The organism is Roseofilum reptotaenium CS-1145 (assembly GCF_028330985.1).
GTDB lineage: Bacteria > Cyanobacteriota > Cyanobacteriia > Cyanobacteriales > Desertifilaceae > Roseofilum > Roseofilum reptotaenium.
In genome coordinates this window covers 105,593-122,070 of the sequence record NZ_JAQMUE010000080.1, presented here as the reverse complement: position 1 = coordinate 122,070, position 16,478 = coordinate 105,593, and the positions used below count along the sequence as shown (strand labels likewise).

The 16,478-nt window shown below is 43.8% G+C and carries 13 protein-coding genes and 1 pseudogene; 4 read left to right on the top strand and 10 right to left on the bottom strand.

What is annotated here, in order from left to right; all coding sequences use genetic code 11:
- Positions 1–66: 66 nt before the first annotated feature.
- A complete protein-coding gene (locus tag PN466_RS16510; protein ID WP_271941127.1) occupies positions 67–693 on the bottom strand; it encodes a transglutaminase-like domain-containing protein in 627 nt (208 codons plus the stop codon).
- A 179-nt stretch (positions 694–872) separates the two neighbouring features.
- Here PN466_RS16510 and PN466_RS16505 point away from each other — a divergent pair, with 179 nt between their 5' ends.
- Positions 873–1,295 carry a hypothetical protein gene (locus PN466_RS16505; protein WP_271941124.1) on the top strand — a complete coding sequence of 141 codons (423 nt, stop codon included), beginning with the start codon at positions 873–875 and terminating at the stop codon, positions 1,293–1,295.
- A 6-nt stretch (positions 1,296–1,301) separates the two neighbouring features.
- Positions 1,302–1,577 (top strand): HAD family hydrolase, encoded by a 276-nt coding sequence (locus PN466_RS16500; RefSeq protein ID WP_271941344.1) that lies wholly within the window; start codon positions 1,302–1,304, stop codon positions 1,575–1,577.
- Here PN466_RS16500 and PN466_RS26395 read toward each other — a convergent pair.
- From PN466_RS26395 to PN466_RS16490, 3 genes and pseudogenes are all read right to left on the bottom strand, one after another.
- Positions 1,552–1,655, bottom strand: a pseudogene (locus PN466_RS26395) (Cro/Cl family transcriptional regulator); the annotation flags it as partial. The gene PN466_RS16500 and the pseudogene PN466_RS26395 sit on opposite strands and share 26 nt — an antisense overlap.
- Positions 1,656–2,363 (bottom strand): DUF4336 domain-containing protein, encoded by a 708-nt coding sequence (locus PN466_RS16495; protein WP_271941121.1) that lies wholly within the window; start codon positions 2,361–2,363, stop codon positions 1,656–1,658.
- Between the two features lie 63 nt (positions 2,364–2,426).
- Entirely contained in the window at positions 2,427–2,819 is a 393-nt protein-coding gene (locus tag PN466_RS16490; RefSeq protein ID WP_271941119.1) for a RidA family protein, read from the bottom strand.
- Positions 2,820–2,986: 167 nt separating this feature from the next.
- Here PN466_RS16490 and PN466_RS16485 point away from each other — a divergent pair, with 167 nt between their 5' ends.
- Positions 2,987–3,544, top strand: a complete 558-nt coding sequence (locus PN466_RS16485; RefSeq protein ID WP_271941116.1) for a hypothetical protein — start codon at positions 2,987–2,989, stop codon at positions 3,542–3,544.
- 94 nt (positions 3,545–3,638) lie between these two features.
- Here PN466_RS16485 and PN466_RS16480 read toward each other — a convergent pair whose 3' ends face one another.
- The 5 genes from PN466_RS16480 to PN466_RS16460 are packed head-to-tail and all read right to left on the bottom strand — an operon-like array spanning position 3,639 to position 11,110.
- Positions 3,639–4,055, bottom strand: a complete 417-nt coding sequence (locus tag PN466_RS16480) for a hypothetical protein (RefSeq protein ID WP_271941114.1) — start codon at positions 4,053–4,055, stop codon at positions 3,639–3,641.
- Between the two features lie 40 nt (positions 4,056–4,095).
- A complete protein-coding gene (locus PN466_RS16475; RefSeq protein WP_271941112.1) occupies positions 4,096–7,524 on the bottom strand; it encodes a SpoIIE family protein phosphatase in 3,429 nt (1,142 codons plus the stop codon).
- 23 nt (positions 7,525–7,547) lie between these two features.
- A complete protein-coding gene (locus PN466_RS16470) occupies positions 7,548–8,117 on the bottom strand; it encodes a TerD family protein (RefSeq protein WP_271941109.1) in 570 nt (189 codons plus the stop codon).
- Between the two features lie 24 nt (positions 8,118–8,141).
- The gene (locus PN466_RS16465; protein ID WP_271941107.1) at positions 8,142–8,846 is read right to left on the bottom strand and encodes an N-acetylmannosamine-6-phosphate 2-epimerase; all 705 of its coding nucleotides are present in this window, start codon (positions 8,844–8,846) and stop codon (positions 8,142–8,144) included.
- The gene (locus PN466_RS16460) at positions 8,846–11,110 is read right to left on the bottom strand and encodes a hybrid sensor histidine kinase/response regulator (protein WP_271941104.1); all 2,265 of its coding nucleotides are present in this window, start codon (positions 11,108–11,110) and stop codon (positions 8,846–8,848) included. The genes PN466_RS16465 and PN466_RS16460 overlap by 1 nt, the downstream gene beginning before the upstream one ends.
- Before the next feature lie 223 nt (positions 11,111–11,333).
- Between PN466_RS16460 and cobN the strand changes: the two genes are divergently transcribed.
- A complete protein-coding gene (cobN, locus tag PN466_RS16455; protein ID WP_271941101.1) occupies positions 11,334–15,290 on the top strand; it encodes a cobaltochelatase subunit CobN in 3,957 nt (1,318 codons plus the stop codon).
- A 25-nt stretch (positions 15,291–15,315) separates the two neighbouring features.
- Here the strand turns inward: cobN and PN466_RS16450 are convergent, their stop codons facing one another.
- On the bottom strand, positions 15,316–16,191 hold the full coding sequence (locus PN466_RS16450; protein WP_271941098.1) for a glycosyltransferase: 876 nt from the start codon (positions 16,189–16,191) through the stop codon (positions 15,316–15,318).
- Positions 16,192–16,478 lie beyond the last annotated feature (287 nt).

Below are 16,478 nucleotides of genomic sequence, written 5' to 3'. Positions count from 1 at the left end.
GTCTATTGGCTATCCCCCCTATCTCCCTATCCTCCCATCGCAACGCAAAGCGCTGTATTATAGCGACTATTGAATCGATTGGTACTGCTTACGATTCTCTCGACAGGAATCAGGAAGCATTTCTATCGAAAGATCGGGAAGATTATCCAGCATTGAATCCCAGGTTCTGTGTGACTGTAGAGCTTCTACAACAACAGGCAGTGGATCGGGGAGAATGACCTGAAAATCTGCTTCTTCAGGCAACTGAATCTTAAATGCTAAAGACTCCTGGGGAGGAGAAAATTGAGCATTGACTCCTTCTTTGTTCCCTCTGGGATCTACCCGATACCAACCAGTTTCTGGTAAGTAGATCGCATTGAAACCATGTAAGCTGTAGGGGGCACCTTGATCATCAATACTCAATCGTTGATAACAAAAGCCTGCCGGGATTTGATTAGCTCGAAGAAGCGCAGCGAGTAAATGGCTCTTAGCGTAGCAATACCCTGTTTTGTGCCTCAGAACATCAGACGCACGACAAGTCACAGGATTCATTTGATAATCAAAACTATGATAGATTTCATCTCGCACCCACTCGAAACAAACTTGAGCTTTTTCTAATACAGTTTTACAGTCTAAGGTGATTTTTGTGGCACAGTCCATAACTTCTGGGTTTTGCCAGTCAATCACGTCAGTCGCTTGCAAGAATTCTTCCATAGTATTTATATCAAATCCGCTTAAACAGTTGTCATTACGATCGCAGGGAAGCAATTACCAAGACTAGCAAGATGGGAGAGATTGTTTCACTCCACTGCGTTCGGTTCGCAATGACATAGTGTAACAGATTATTTGGATTTGATATTATTTTGGGTAAGGATTGAGTTGAGGAGGATGAGATGATCGATAAATTCAATACCATATTATTAGACATGAATCAAACCTTCATGTTCGATAGCGATCGCTTTAGCCCGAATGAAGATTACTCAATCATTTATCGTCAGCTTGGTGGAGTGATGGAACCCACTGGCGTAAATCAGTTGATTGGAGGTGCTTACGATTACCTCGATATTCGCTACCCCGATCCAGTATATCGAGAGTCATTTCCTAGTTTAAGAGAAGCTTTTGAGAATGTCATGCTGCTAGAGTCGGTTTTAGCAGAAGATGTAGAATTGTTAGTAGAGACATTTGCACACCATGAATTAGGAACTGTTCCTACAGAATATGCGGCAGCGATTAATCAACTCTCTGAGCAGTTTCGACTGGGATTAGTTATTGACATTTGGTCACCCAAAATTTTATGGGTTGAGACCTTAGAATAATGTGGTATTCTTTCGGTTTGTGAAGCGGTGTTCTTTTCTTCAGACTGGGGAATAGTCAAACCCTCTCCACTACCCTTTTTAAAAGTTTTGGAACAAATGCAGGTCAATCCACAAAATGCAGTCATGATTGGTGACTCAATCAGGCGAGATTTAGGGGGAGCAACGGCAGCAGGAATGGATTGTATTCTGGTAGGAGGTGGAAAACATCCATCTGCACTGGGGGCAGCCGATAATTTAATCGAGTTAGTCAAGTCGGGAGTGCTGCTAGTAAATGGCTCTTAGCATAACAATACCCTGTTTTGTGTCTAAGAACATCAGAAGAATGACAAGTTCAGGATTCATTTGATAATCACAACTATTTTATAACCCCCTTAAAAATTGCTCATAACCTTCCTTAAACTTTTCTTTGCCATCTCGCTCAAGAATACTGCCATGAGCCATAACAACTCGCTCAAAGTCCCATTTTAGAACTTGTTTAACCGATGCTCTAACTGGTTCTAATTTGGTGGTGGCAATGCGCTCTAGTAAAGATGGACTCAATTGTTTATATCCACCAAGGATTCTAGCTGCAAATTGTGTGAGGAATGGAAAGCTTTCGTCAAAGTGAAATGCTGTATCTGTCAAAATTAAAGTGCGGCTGGATGCATGAAAAAAGACACATTCATTGAGTTCATCAACTCCGTTTAAGCCGAAAATCCTAAAGCCATTGAAAAAGACGAACTCTAACCCAGCGAATAACTCACCCCTATCTCCCTGAATAGTGCGATCAATCGGCAATTCTGGTTTTTTCAGGCTTAAACCAGGTGCAGCCCAAAAGGTCGCTTGAGGATAACGCGATTTGAAATAAGCGGCAAATAAATAGTGATACAGGTTGGGAGCAATGATGTGTTTAACAACTCCAAGTTTGCCAAGCTGATTGATGAGTGTCTCACTCGTTTGAATTGGAGAAATCACGACTAATTCTCGATTGGGTAATCGAATCACTGTCATTTTTGTTCCGACACTGAGTCCAAGATATCGGAGCGGTTGTTGGGCAACCCAAATATCTGTGTCAACTTCTTTGAGCATTAGGAAACTCCACAGGATGAGTTAAGATTATACTCTCTCATTGCTGTCTTAGCAGTCTGCGCCTCAAACTTGAGTATCTCGTATGATGGTTGCATCAATTTCAACCAGTTGGTCTGGATAACCCAACCGGCAAACCCCCAGTAGGGTAGCTGGAGGGACTTGATTGGCAAACCATGTTGCGATCGCACCCCATGCCGCGAGAAGATTAGCCTGCTCGCCTACAACATATACGACGAGCTGCTGAATATCGGCTTGAGTAAAATTGTAAGCACCCAGTAGAGTGTGAAGATTATGCAAGCATTGTGTCGCTTGTGCAGAAGGATCGTCCTTACCAACCAATTGAGCATTTGTATCATGGGGAACTTGACCTGCCACATACAGTTGATTCCCGATCTGTTTGGCATAACGGTAGTTTGATGTTTTTGGCAGTCCCACTGCTGCCTCGATTTCGTTCATTTCAAGACTCCTGGTTCAATTACAAATTGTGGAATCACTCGCCAGACAATCAAAGGCTGAATTCAGAGTTCATAGCACTTGATATAGGGACAAAAAAATCCATATAATTTATATAGCCAGCTTTCTCTTAAGATAGTCATATGTGGCCAAGTTGTATAGAAAATCTAATGCCATTTGGGTATACTCTGTCAGAAGAGTTGCCCGAGTTCCTCCGTGAGGGGTTTGAAAAAAATGGCATTACCGAGTTTGTTCCGGTGCGGATAGTCGCTCTTCTGGGTACATGCCGTACTGATGAGTACATGGACTGTCCCAATCTGCCTGAGTGGCATCTGGACAACGCTAGTTCTTATGATGATCCAAAGGAGGAGTATTTAGCTGATATTGGCATATATTTCTGGTTCGATTTTGACATATTAGATCGCGATCGCCAGATTTTACCGTTGCGATCTGTATTTAATGGAGGAGATGCTGACTGTAATGATGGCATCTGGGGAGTAGTATGGGATCGTAATACTGGGACAGAAGTGGCTCATGTTAGAAGCATTGGAGGTGATGAAAGCGAGATAGAGGTGATTTCCCAGAAGCACATCAACTCATACCAACCGCACAATATTTGCCTCCCTGAAGCAACCAGTCCTGAGTTTTTTTGTGGTCTTTACTTTGTGCAGGATTTGGAGTTAGAAATACTAATTGGACTAGCAATCCAATGGTGTTATCTGAGATGACTATATACCCCGAAGATTTTTAGAGTAAGCAATGCTACCCTACTTTTGAGTAACCGCCCGCGATCGCTAAGGAAAGAATCAGGGTTTCAGCGCCCTATTTCTTGATTAACAGTAACAATGCAAACATCCCCAGGAGGAAGGCTTCAGTTCCCAAGAGTCCGTTCAAGGTTTGGGCATCTTCAGGCTGGAGGATAAACTGCGATCGCCACATCGTATACGGTAAGAATTGTAGTCCGATAATGCCACAAAATACGAGCCACACTGACCAGCCTAAACCTCGCCAGAGGGCGATCGCCGCTACCATCTCAAAACTTAACAGAGCCACATCCATGCCACGCCAGAGTAGGGGAGTCGATAACCAGGGAGTCCCTGTCAACCCAGCCATATTGCCTATGTGAACGGTTGCGCCATAGAGCAGAACTAACGCCAAAAACTTGGCATAGCGAGCTGTCCAAGGATAGCTTAGGGCAGCATGATGGGGCATATCAGGGATTATCTCTACTTTTTTCATTCTTTTAATGTATGAAATTTAATATAAATGAATTTACCCATTACCCTTCTGAGAGCGCTATCTCTTTGCGTTTGAGGATGACGAGAGTGATATCATCATAAATCTTTTGCGTACCAATGTAGTGCTTGAGGTCAGTGATAATAGCGGTTTTAATCTCATCGGCGCTCTGATGGCGATCGCTCTTAATCATAGTACAGAGGCGATCGATTCCATAATGTACCTTATCGAGATTTTCCGCTTCCGTAATTCCATCCGTATACAAAACCGCCACATCTCCAGGATTTAGAGCTAATTCCAGTTGATGAAAGAACGTCCCCACATTCCGATCTAACCCAATAGGAAAGCCTAAATCCAGAGTGTCAATACATTCTACTTCACCCATTGAGCGTACTATAATTAACGATTCATGTTGTCCACTCAACCTTAAAACGCCCTCATTGTATTCTAGAAGGGACAACGTTAAGTGTTTATCAGAATTCATGCGCTCAATATTCTCTAAAATAGTCCGATTTAAAATCGTGAAAAAATCCTTTATATCGGCAAACTGGCTATAACTCAAACACCGAATTGCCGTTTGTACCATAATCGCTAAAACACCGCTTTCGAGTCCATGTCCCGTCACATCCCCAATACTGACAATGATACCTTGATCTTGTAAGAAAATATCATAATAATCTCCTCCGACTTCATCGGCTGTTTCCATAAAACCGGCAATCTCCAAATCTTCAATCACAGGGAGAGATTCCGTTTTAGGCAACAGAATTTTTTGCAGGCGACTGGTAATTTCAACTTCCGTGGCTAACCGCAAATTTTCCAACTTTAGAGATTTCAGATTTAAATGCATTTTGACTCGTGCCAAAAATCCATCCTTAGATACAGGTTTAGTCAAATAGTCATTTGCTCCTAACTCTAAGCCCATCACTAAATCAGCCACTTGATTGTTTGTACTTAACAAAATAATTGGTAACTCTGTGGGACTTTGAGTGAGGCGAACTTGGCGAGTAACTTCGTATCCAGTCATGCGAGGCATCATGACATCGACAACCATTAAATCTGGGATTAATCCTTGGGCTAAAAGATCTAATGCCTCTTCGCCACTTTGAGCTAAAATAATTCCATAATCTCCTGAATTTAGATAGCTCGTATAGAATTGAAGATCGGTCAGTTCGTCATCAACGATCAAAATTTTGTGCTTTTCATTCTGACAATCTGTGGGTTGCCAGATTTGTGCCATTGAGGAAACCTGAGTGAGGTCGGATATTCTTTCCTCTTGAGATTTTGACTCCTTAAAATTTACGTTGTCAGTAATAGGTAAAGTGAAAATAAAACTTGAGCCTAATCCTAGGGTAGAGACAACGTGTAACTCTCCCCCATGTAATTCAATTAAACGTTTTGTTAACGCTAAACCTAATCCTAGACCACCATACATCTGCGCGATCTGTTCATTTTCTTGTTCAAAAGGCTTGAAGATACGATCGATTTTATCTTCGGAAATTCCAATACCACTATCTTGGACTGTAATCTCTAAATAATCGTCAACGCGAGTAGCAATTAAGAGTATACATCCATAGTCAGTAAATTTAATTGCATTATTAATGAGTTCATAAAAAATTTGCTCCAGTCGTTTTTCATCAGCGCTAACCAAAGGGAGATCGGAGGGGATTTGGTTCTTAATTTTAATATTTTTAGTCCCAATTAAGGGATAGCATTGGGTTAAAGTAACCTCGGCGATCGCTCGTAACTCAACCGCCTTACAGTTGAGGGTCAATTCATCATAGTTCAGCCGTGATAAATCTAAAATATTATTGACTAAATTAACGAGTCTACGACCACTAGAAACAATCAAAGATAAATTAAACTGAGTGTGTTCGCATAATTTTACAGATGCGGTCTCTAAGATCGATTCGGCCAAACCAATCATTCCATTTAAGGGAGTTCTGAGTTCATAGGATATATTGGCTAAAAATTCATCTTTGAGCCGATCGATCCGTTCTAATTCTTGATTTTTGGTCTCCAAATCAGAAAATGACAGTTGAATTTGATCGGCCATTCGATTAAAGGAATCGGCCAATTCTCGCAACTCATCAAATCGCCGCAAAGTTACCCGGTTATACCATTCTCCTTGAGCCACAGCTTTAGCAGATTCACTGAGTTTCTTAATCGGATTAATTACACGCTGTGCAGTGATACTGCCGATTAAACTAGCGACTAATAATGCGCTTAAACAGAGGATCAGTGTATGAGATAGATTGGTATAAATGGGGCCCATAAAGTCCGATATGGGAATCACAACAATCACTAACCAATCCAAACCGTGATTATCGGTTAATGGGGCAATATGAACTAAGTGATTTTGAGAATGACGATCAAACAGTAACTGTTTTTGACTGGAGAGGTTTTGCCAATTGTCAAATCGATGGAGAAGATACTGACTGGTGTCTTTAATCAGAGCATTGTTACTGTGAATTGCCTGAACTCTTTTGGGTTTATCTTGGTCAAATTGATACAGGAGTTCGTCCGTTGAAGAGGAAACAACAGCTCCCGATTGATCGACAATAAATGCGATTCCAGATGGACTCACTTTTAAACTTTTGAGTAATTCATTAATATAGGTTAATGAAATTTCTGCCCCTAATACGCCTAGAATTTCACCGGTAGGTCGTGCCACAGGGGTGACGGGTTTAGCATAGAGAAAATATTCCCCTGTGTTGAGATAGGGATAGGAAGAAATAGAAATATCGCTCCAAGTGGGCTTTCGTTTTTCGACGGCCGTTTTATACCAATTTTTGAGCCGAGTATCATAGGGTTGGATGCTTAAAAGTTCTTGGCGATCGCACATCCGATCTAAGCGATAGGTTTTTCGCTCTGGAATACTCCCTTCCCGCACTTTAACCACGGTTTCCCCATTAGCTAGTTGCTGAACGGCTAAGACTTCACCAGTGGGACGACCAAAGAGTAAATAGTCTACCCCATTATCTTGTTTGACTAACCGTTGAAAATAGCATTGTAGTTGCTCAAAATCTTCAATATCAATTTGATCGGTGTCAATGGCTCCTTGAATCGTTTGATACACAGAATGGGGTTGGGCCAATTCCATTGCCAAAACTTGGGCAATGCGATCGCTCGTTTCTCGTCCCAATTGCTTGACCAAAACATCCACTGCTTCTTTTCCGCTGCGGAAAGATAATCCTGTAATCACGACTGTCACTACTCCCAATTGCAGAATGAAGGGAACCGTTAGTAGCGTCCGCAGGGAAAGATGATAAACCAGCGGCTTGATTAAACGACCACAGAATTTCCAGACCATAGGGGAAGGACAATAGAGATCCTTTACCCACCATATTACCCTGGTATGGGAAAATGGGGGATGGGAAGATGAGGGAACAGAGAGTGAGAAAGCCAGCCATTTTTGATTGTGGCGAAGGTCTTGATCAATCAGTAATAAGTAATAAATAAGGGCAGGTTTCAAACCTGCCCCTAGCCCTTTTCTAATTAACTATAGCGGTCTAAAAGAGCTTGTAATCCACCTCCATAGCCCGCACCTACGGCATTCATCCGCCACTCTCCATCTTTGCGATATAACTCGGTGATAATCATCGCCGTTTCAATGGAATAATCTTCATCTAAGTCATAGCGTATCGCCTCTTCCTTCGTCTTCACATTGACCAAGCGAACATAAGCATTACTCACCTGGCCAAAATTTTGTTTGCGTTGTTCTGCTTCATAAATGGTCACGGTAAAGACCAATTTCATGACCTCTGGGGCAATTTTTCGCAAGTCAATAATAATGACTTCATCATCTCCTTCACCCGCACCTGTGCGGTTATCCCCCATATATTCTACTGCCCCATCTAAACTTTTTTTGTTATTGTAAAAGATCAGATGTTTGTCGGAAACCAACTTTTCATTTTCCCCTAAGAGAAAAACTGAGGCATCAAGGTCAAAATCCACACCCGTATCGGTGGCTTTAATATCCCATCCTAAGCCAATAAAAGCCGCTTCAATCCCTGGGGATGCTTTTTCCAGAGAAACCTTTTGTCCTTTCGCTAGAGAAATGGCCATAATTCTTTAAGTCAATTGACGACTTTATTCAGCATATCTCACGGATTTAGCTGTAGACAAAATTTGTTGATAAGATTTAACCTTCTGGTCAATTCCTGTAATATCTGTCCCGACGACGACGGCGATCGCCCCTAAATCTAGCGCTTTCTGTGCCATTTCTGGGGAACTAATGCCCCCTTCACAAACCATGGGACAACTGAAGTTTTGCACCAGTTGCTCTAAGAGATCGTAACCTGGGGGGGTGAGGTGACGGGTTTCGGAGGTATATCCGTAGAGAGTCGTTGCCAGAAGATCGGCTCCGGCATCAAAAGCAACGTTTGCCGACTCGAGTGTATCGACATCTGCGAACACGGGTTTATTTAACTGCTGATGAATTTGAGCGATCAGGGTGTGTAGCGTTTCGTTTCCTGGGCGAGGTCGGTTGGTCGCATCTATCGCAATCCAATCTGCACCCGCTTGCGCCAGTTCTACGGCTTGGGAAAACTGGGGTGTAATATACACCTCAGAATCGGGGAATTGGCGCTTCCACAGCCCAATAATAGGCGCATCTGTCTGTTCTCGGACTGCTTGGATATGAGCAGGGGTATCAATACGAACTGCGGTGGCTCCTTGATTGAGAGCAGCTTTAGCCATAGCGGCGATCGCCGAAGGGTCATGGAGAGGTGAGGAGACTGGCGCTTGGCAAGAGACAATTAATCCGTGTAGGGGTAATCTATTGAGTGGCTGCATTACTTTGGCATGAGGATTCGGCTAAGGGTTTGCAGAAGTTCTTCAAGTTGTAAGGGTTTATTCAGATACACATCAGGTTCGGTAAGGGGATCTTGAGATAACTCTTGTTGTTCAGAGGAATCGGCGATCGCCATCACCTTAATTTTATAGGTCGTTGTCGAATTTCGCAAAATCGTAATTAATTCTTGAACACTCATATCGGGCAATTGAGTTTCTGTAATAATGGCCAAAGGACGCAACACTTCAATTTGTTGGGTGACCGTTGAGCCATCTAATAACCAAATTGCTTGATAGCCTGCTGCTGTGAGTAAATCACAAATTTCCCAAGCCATCTGTTCATTATCTTGAATTAAAACCAAGCGTCCTAGAGGGATAGTAGTTGCCCAGGGATTTAATGGCGTATATCCAGAAGACTTTAAGCTCACTGTACCTTGGGGTTGAGAGGGCAAACTCACCGTAAATATCGACCCAACACCCAAAGTTGAATCGACTTCAATCAGTCCTCCATGAAGTTCTACCAATTGGCGAGTGAGCGCTAATCCTAATCCCATACCCGGATATTGACGTTCATAGGCAGTTTCCAATTGCTGGAACTTTTCAAACAAGAAAGAAAAAGCATTTTTGTTAATCCCAATCCCCGTATCTTCGACTTGGAAAATAGCTCGATCTTCTTCCCGCCAAATCGTTAATATAACCTCTCCTCCTTCTGGCGTAAATTTAAGAGCATTGTTCATTAAATTGAGTAGAATTTGCTGAACTCTGTACTGATCGGCAAGAAACGTATCTTCACCCTCCAATCCATCGATGTTAACGACCAAGTTTATCTCCTTTTCTTCAGCCAAACTTTGGAGTGACTTCTTGCAGTTACGAGCTAAGTTTATCAATGAAAACTTGCGAATGTTGAGAACTGTTTTACCAGCTTCTAATTGAGATAAATCCAGTAAGTTATTAATGGATTCTAATAAATTTCTGCCACTATCCTGAATTTTTTGTAAATAGACCCTTTGTTTTCCTATGCTTAATTTGTGTCCATCATTATCCGGGGAAAACGCCAATCTCAACAACGTCGCAGACATCCCAATAATATAGGTTAAGGGGGTTCGCAGTTCATGACTAATAGCTGCCAAAAACTCACTTTTAATCCGATTTTGAATTTGACTTTTCAAGAGATCGGACTGTAGATCGGATAAAGATTTTTCAGGCTCTTCACTAACGGATTCAGAGTCTACACTAATTAGACTGATATCTTTTTGAGTTTGGGATTGATCGATCGCGATCGCCAAATAATCAGCCAAGCGTTTCAGAGTATGTTTTTCCCATTCCAACCAGCGTCGAGGATAGTGGCACTGATGGGCAATCATTAATCCCCAAATTTGTTTACGCACCAAAATAGGAATTACCAACTTAGCGCGGACATGATAATGGCGTAATAAATCTAATAAACAAGGCGAATCTCGATAACTAATCTCCACATCTGAAATTACCGCCATCCATCCTTGCTTATATTTTTCTCTTCCTTGACATCCATGGGCAAAACACGACTTTTCTTCCGTTAAATGAAGAACTGGAGTGATGGAGTTCCCCCCCTTGGCTTCATAGGTGATGTATCCCCAATTTTGGGGGAACGGAATAGAACTCTCCTCTGTGTTGGGAAAGACATCAAATTGATAAATTAAAAGTCGATCGACTTGTAATAAACTACGCCATTCCTCCATAGCCGTAGATAAAATCGTCGGTAACTCAACCCCCTGTTGCATTTGGGCAATAATTTGATAAAAAAGTCTCTCTTGCCTAGCCGGATGCATAAAAGTACCGGCAAAACCTTCTTGGAATCCGGATTCCGACTCTTCAATGCGGCTTAAAATTTGTAGCATCAACTCCCCTTGTAAATAAGCGGAATTAACTTGAGGCGTGCGAATCACTTTCTTTAAAGCTTGAGTGGCTAACGAAGGATTGGATAGTTCCCGCACCAATTGTTTAAGAAAGACAGCAATCGGTTGAGTATCAAAAGTCAACTCAACTTGAAGGTAAGGCAATTCATGCACGGAGGATTGACCTAGGGGCGTACCAATTAACAGCACCCTCAATGCTGGAGACACTAAAACTAAAAACTGCGATCGCCCATAATTCCAAGAAGACTCCGTTTGCTCTAAAATCTTCTCAGTGATACAGATCGCAGCCTCTCCCAAAGTATCGGCCTTACCCTGTAACAAGACATAAAGCTGCTTAAAGGTCTTGTAATCTAAAATTCGATGAGGTAGCATTACTATTGCTTGACAGGAGGGTTCTCAGGATACATGAAGATACGGCAGATAACAGAGGAATATGGGACTCCACAAGTAATGAATCCTACTCCTGTCTCTTGCTCAGAGGGCTTGCCATTCTCCGGTTTACTTATCGTATTCTGTTTTTGATCCCCACCCCCCTGAAACGTTGGGAAACTTTTAGGTTTTGACTCTTTAGCGTAATATTAGGTTTAGACTCACGATGCATCGAATCGCCGCAACTCCCGGAGGATGGAACCCCCAAGACGAAGGGGTTGTTATCCTCGAACAAACTTCAGCCCCTATCGTTATTCTCAGCGCAGCAGATACAGATATTCAAACCTTAGCCGCAACGGTTCCCCATCTTCCTGCCCAGTTTCCTCAGATTCGGGTCGCCAGTCTCTTACACTTGGTACAGCAACTGTCGATTGATGACTATGCCGAACGAGTATTGCAGCACGCCCAAGTGATTCTGGTTCGTCTGTTGGGCGGAAGGGCATATTGGTCTTATGGTTTGGAAGTAGTGAAAGAATTAGCCCAAAATCAGGGTATTGCTTTGGTGGTGATGCCTGGAGATGATTCCCCCGATGTGGAGCTAATGAGCCATTCCACAGTGTCTTTGGAACAGGTTAACCAATTATGGCGCTATTGGAATGAGGGGGGAGTTGAAAATATTCGCAATGGGTTGTTGTGTTTAGCGGGTTTTGTGGGAGAGGGTTCCGTAGGGGCGGGTTCACCAATATCTCGGTGGGAAAAGGAGAAGATGAGTGAACTCGCCCCTACAGCATTTCGGTGCGAAAATCAGACGATTGCTGAACCTAAGCCCATTCCTAAAGTGGGCGTATTGCCGCTAAACCAGGAGTTAGGGCAAAATTGGCCAAAAGTGGGGATTCTCTTCTATCGTGCCCATTATTGTGCCGGAAATGTGGCTCCAATAGAGGCGCTATGTCATGCTTTGAGAGATCGCCAGTTAATGCCAGTGCCGGTGTTTGTGTCTTCGTTGCGCGATCGCCAATGTCAAGAGGAAATTCTACAGCTTTTCCAACCCCCAGACAACCAACCCATCCAAGTTCTGCTCAATACTACCAGCTTCGCGATCCATTCCCTACAAAGCAAGGACTCAACTCCTGCATTTTTCTCCACCCTCAATGTACCCACCCTACAAGTTATCCTCAGTAGCTCCACCGTCGAGCAATGGCAAGACGGCAACCGAGGACTCCTACCCAGAGATGTGGCGATGAATATTGCCCTACCAGAAGTAGATGGGAGAATCATCACCCGCGCCATTTCCTTCAAAGCAGCACAAACCTATAATCAGCAACTGCAAACCGATGTCGTGCAATATGAACCCGTTGCCAACCGAATTAATTTTGTCGCTGACTTAGCTGCCAATTGGGTGAAACTGCGGCAAAAACCTGCCCAAGATCGCAAAATTGCTGTTATTCTCGCCAATTATCCCACCCGTGACGGACGACTCGCTAATGGTGTCGGCTTAGATACTCCTGTCAGTTGTGTAGAAATTCTGGCAGCTCTGAAAACGGCAGGATATGAGTTACACGATATTCCAGCAACGTCAGAGGATCTCATGAGTCGCTTAACCGCAGGGGTGACGAATGACTTAGAAGGGAATGAGATACGGATGGTAAATGGGATAGGGAGATGGGGGGATAGAGGGATGGGGGGAATATACCTGTCTCAAGATGATTATGAACGGGAGTTTGAGCAGTTACCGGTTGAGGTGCAACAAGGCATTAATAACCGATGGGGTTTTGCTGGTGTAGATACGAATATTGTAAGGGCGGGTTTACAAAAATCTGGGTTGGGAGAGCAAAATATTGGTAAACCCGCCCCTACAGAATCGGGGTGTACAGGGTTTACCATTGCCGGTTTAAATTTGGGGAATGTGTTTGTCGGTATCCAACCGTCGCGGGGATACGATCTAGACCCCAGCTTAAATTACCATGCACCTGATTTAGAACCCACTCCCCATTATCTAGCCTTTTATCAGTGGATTAAAGAGATCTTTGAAGCAGATGCAGTCATTCATGTGGGCAAACATGGGAACTTAGAATGGTTACCCGGTAAGAGTTTAGCCCTGTCTGAGTGCTGTTATCCGGAAGTGGCGTTCGGGGCAATGCCACACTTTTACCCGTTTATTGTCAACGATCCGGGGGAAGGATCGCAAGCCAAACGGCGATCGCAAGCTGTTATCCTAGACCATCTTACCCCACCCCTGACTCGCGCCGAACTCTATGGCTCCCTGCAACAACTAGAAACCCTAGTTGATGAATATTATGAAGCCGATAGTTTAGACCCTTCCAGGCTACCCGCTATCCAATCTCGAATCACAGAATTGATCCGTCAAGAACATCTCGACCAAGATTTAGGCTTAACTCCAGAGGACTTAACTGAAGTCACCTCCCAACTCTCCACCCGCATTGATGGCTATCTGTGCGAACTCAAAGAAGCCCAAATTCGCGATGGTCTGCATATTTTCGGCCAATGTCCCCAAGGACGACAACTGCGAGATTTGATCATTGCCATTTCCCGCTCCCGTCCCCAGGGAATTACTCGTGCTTTAGCGGAAGACTTAGGTGTAGAGTTTGACCCCCTCACCACAGATCCGACTACCCAGTTAGATCCTCCAGTAATCATTGAAGATCAGGTTTATCACCAAGTGGGCGATGTAGTGGAGCAATTGGAAACATTAGCGGCAAACTATGTAGACCAATTTTTATTAGAGGTAGGGATGGGGAGATGGGGGGATGGGGAGATGGGGGGATGGGGAGATGGGGGAATTGCCCATAACCCATTACCCATTACCCAAACAGAACTGACTTGGATTCAGCAAACCTTGTATCCTCAATTACAAGCAACCGCCCAAGAAATCACCAATTTGTTGCAGGGACTAGAAGGCAACTATGTTGCCAGCGGGCCGTCGGGTGCTCCTACGCGGGGACGGGCGGAAGTGCTGCCCACCGGTCGGAATTTTTACTCGGTTGATATTCGGGCGATTCCCACAGAAACGGCTTGGGGAATGGCCCGAAAAGCAGCAGAGGCTCTGATTGAACGCTATACCCAGGAAAATGGAGAGTATCCAAAAACCTTGGGATTGTCCATGTGGGGCACTTCAGCCATGCGGACGGGAGGCGAAGATTTGGCTGAGGCTTTATGGTTGTTAGGAGTACAACCGGTTTGGGATGGGCCGTCTCGTCGCGTGGTGGATTTTGAGGTGGTTCCGGTGTCTATTTTGGGACGGCCGAGGGTGGATGTAACCCTGAGAATTTCGGGGTTTTTCCGGGATGGTTTCCCGAATTTGATCGATCTGTTTAATCAGGTGGTGGAGAAGGTTGCAGCGTTGGATGAACCGGAAGAGGACAACCCTTTAGCGGCGACGGTAAGAGGGGAAACCCAGAAATGGCAAGAGTTAGGGTTAAGTGAAGAGCAGGCGTGGGGGCGATCGCATTATCGCATGTTTGGCTCGAAACCAGGAGCCTATGGCGCAGGCTTACAAGGCTTAATTGAATCCCAAAATTGGCGCACCGATGAAGATTTAGCCCGCGCCTATCTCAATTGGAGCAGTTATGCCTATACGGGGCAAGGAGAAGGTCAGTCTGCACCGGAAGTGTTTGCCCAACGCTTACAAGATTTACAGGTGGTTCTTCACAATCAAGATAACCGCGAACACGATCTATTAGATTCGGATGATTATTATCAGTTTCAAGGGGGATTAACGGCGGCAGTACGGTCATTAACTGGGAAAAATCCCACGGTTTATTTTGGCGATCATGCCATTATGAATCATCCGAAAATTCGCACGCTGCAAGAGGAAATTAACCGGGTTTATCGATCGCGAGTGGTCAATCCGAAGTGGATTGCCGGTGTCATGCGTCATGGGTATAAAGGAGCATTTGAAATGGCGGCAACGGTGGACTATTTGTTTGCCTATGATGCCACCACTCATTGCGTTGCCGATCACATTTATGAGGGCGTAAGCGAAGCCTATTTACTCGACCCAAAGGTACAGAAGTTTGTGGAAAAGCACAATCCTTGGGCGCTCCGAGATATGGCAGAACGGTTATTAGAGGCACATCAGCGCGGATTGTGGACAAGTGCAAGTGCAGAGAGAGTCGATGAGTTGAGGGCGATTGTCCATCAAGCGGAAGCGAGTATTGAGTAGAACAGGCGATCGCTTCGCTACTGGTTTAATCCCAATATCCCCACATTAAAGCCCCATATTGAAGAGTGGACAAGAACCAATTCAAACCATTTTTTTCTGCTGGTGTAAATGGTCGTGGTTTCAAGTCCACCTCATGCTTCAATCCCACCAACTGATTCCCTTTTCCATATCGCTTAAATCGGCGAATAAAAGAGAATAAACCTTGACCAAAATCATGATAAACTAAGGAAGACAAAGCATAGGAGAGTTGACCCACTTCCGAAAGACGAAACCCCAAATCAATATCCTCACCTGCTGCAATTTGAATTTGGTCATCAAATCCACCCACTGATTCTAAAGCAGGTTTCCAGATTAGAGTATTGGCAGTAATCACATAATGGGGACGCAGATCCCCAAATTGATCCTGGACTGAAGGGGGAATCAGAATTTTTTGAGAGCCATAATAAGCAGAGAGTTGATCTTGTTGCCAGGGTTGCACATTGCCTGCATAACCCACTGCACCATTGAGCATAGTTTGGTAACCTGTTAAAAAGCTGGCTGTAGGAATACAATCACTATCCGTGAATAAAATCCATTCTCCTTGAGCTTTTTGAATGCCTAAATTTCTCGCACTAGCTGGACCGAGCGCTTGACATTCAAAGCGTTTAATCGGTAGGTTGAAATGACCAAAATCTTCCCTAATGACAATGGGAATAGAAGAATTATTATCAACGATAAGTATCTCACGAGGATAGTTTTCTGGGAGATGGGAATCAAAAAAAGAGGTCAGAAATCGATCAATCCCTGGTTGATTATTTTTCACAGGGATAACCACAGAAACTCGATCGCAGGCTAAAGTTAAAGGAGCCTGAAGATTGAGTTTGCGCTCAGGAACAAAATGACTATAGATCAGTGAAGTCATGCTGGGTAATGGAAAATTAAATACCAATGATTTGCTGGTATTGCACCCCGTAAACTGCCACGCAGCAGAATTTAGGAATAGATCTTGATTAAAGAATATTCCTAGAGATGATCTCTAGATTAAGTTGAGTGAATGCTAGAGTAGTTTAGGTTAGCAGGAGATGAGACTATAAGAGTCGTCTAAAAGTTTCCTTATCCATGAACCTGGTTCAAAACTGCGGCTAATTCTCAACGATCATTACAGTAGTTGCCTCTGCTATGCCCTGGATCAATGGTGGTTTTTAAAAA

What these genes read in the sequence shown, in the direction of transcription:
- PN466_RS16510 (WP_271941127.1), bottom strand. Translation starts at nt 693, where the DNA reads ATGGAAGAATTCTTGCAAGCGACTGACGTGATTGACTGGCAAAACCCA.
- PN466_RS16505 (WP_271941124.1), top strand. Translation starts at nt 873, where the DNA reads ATGATCGATAAATTCAATACCATATTATTAGACATGAATCAAACCTTC.
- PN466_RS16495 (WP_271941121.1), bottom strand. Translation starts at nt 2,363, where the DNA reads ATGCTCAAAGAAGTTGACACAGATATTTGGGTTGCCCAACAACCGCTC.
- PN466_RS16490 (WP_271941119.1), bottom strand. Translation starts at nt 2,819, where the DNA reads ATGAACGAAATCGAGGCAGCAGTGGGACTGCCAAAAACATCAAACTAC.
- PN466_RS16485 (WP_271941116.1), top strand. Translation starts at nt 2,987, where the DNA reads ATGCCATTTGGGTATACTCTGTCAGAAGAGTTGCCCGAGTTCCTCCGT.
- PN466_RS16480 (WP_271941114.1), bottom strand. Translation starts at nt 4,055, where the DNA reads ATGAAAAAAGTAGAGATAATCCCTGATATGCCCCATCATGCTGCCCTA.
- PN466_RS16470 (WP_271941109.1), bottom strand. Translation starts at nt 8,117, where the DNA reads ATGGCCATTTCTCTAGCGAAAGGACAAAAGGTTTCTCTGGAAAAAGCA.
- PN466_RS16465 (WP_271941107.1), bottom strand. Translation starts at nt 8,846, where the DNA reads ATGCAGCCACTCAATAGATTACCCCTACACGGATTAATTGTCTCTTGC.
- PN466_RS16460 (WP_271941104.1), bottom strand. Translation starts at nt 11,110, where the DNA reads ATGCTACCTCATCGAATTTTAGATTACAAGACCTTTAAGCAGCTTTAT.
- cobN (WP_271941101.1), top strand. Translation starts at nt 11,334, where the DNA reads ATGCATCGAATCGCCGCAACTCCCGGAGGATGGAACCCCCAAGACGAA.
- PN466_RS16450 (WP_271941098.1), bottom strand. Translation starts at nt 16,191, where the DNA reads ATGACTTCACTGATCTATAGTCATTTTGTTCCTGAGCGCAAACTCAAT.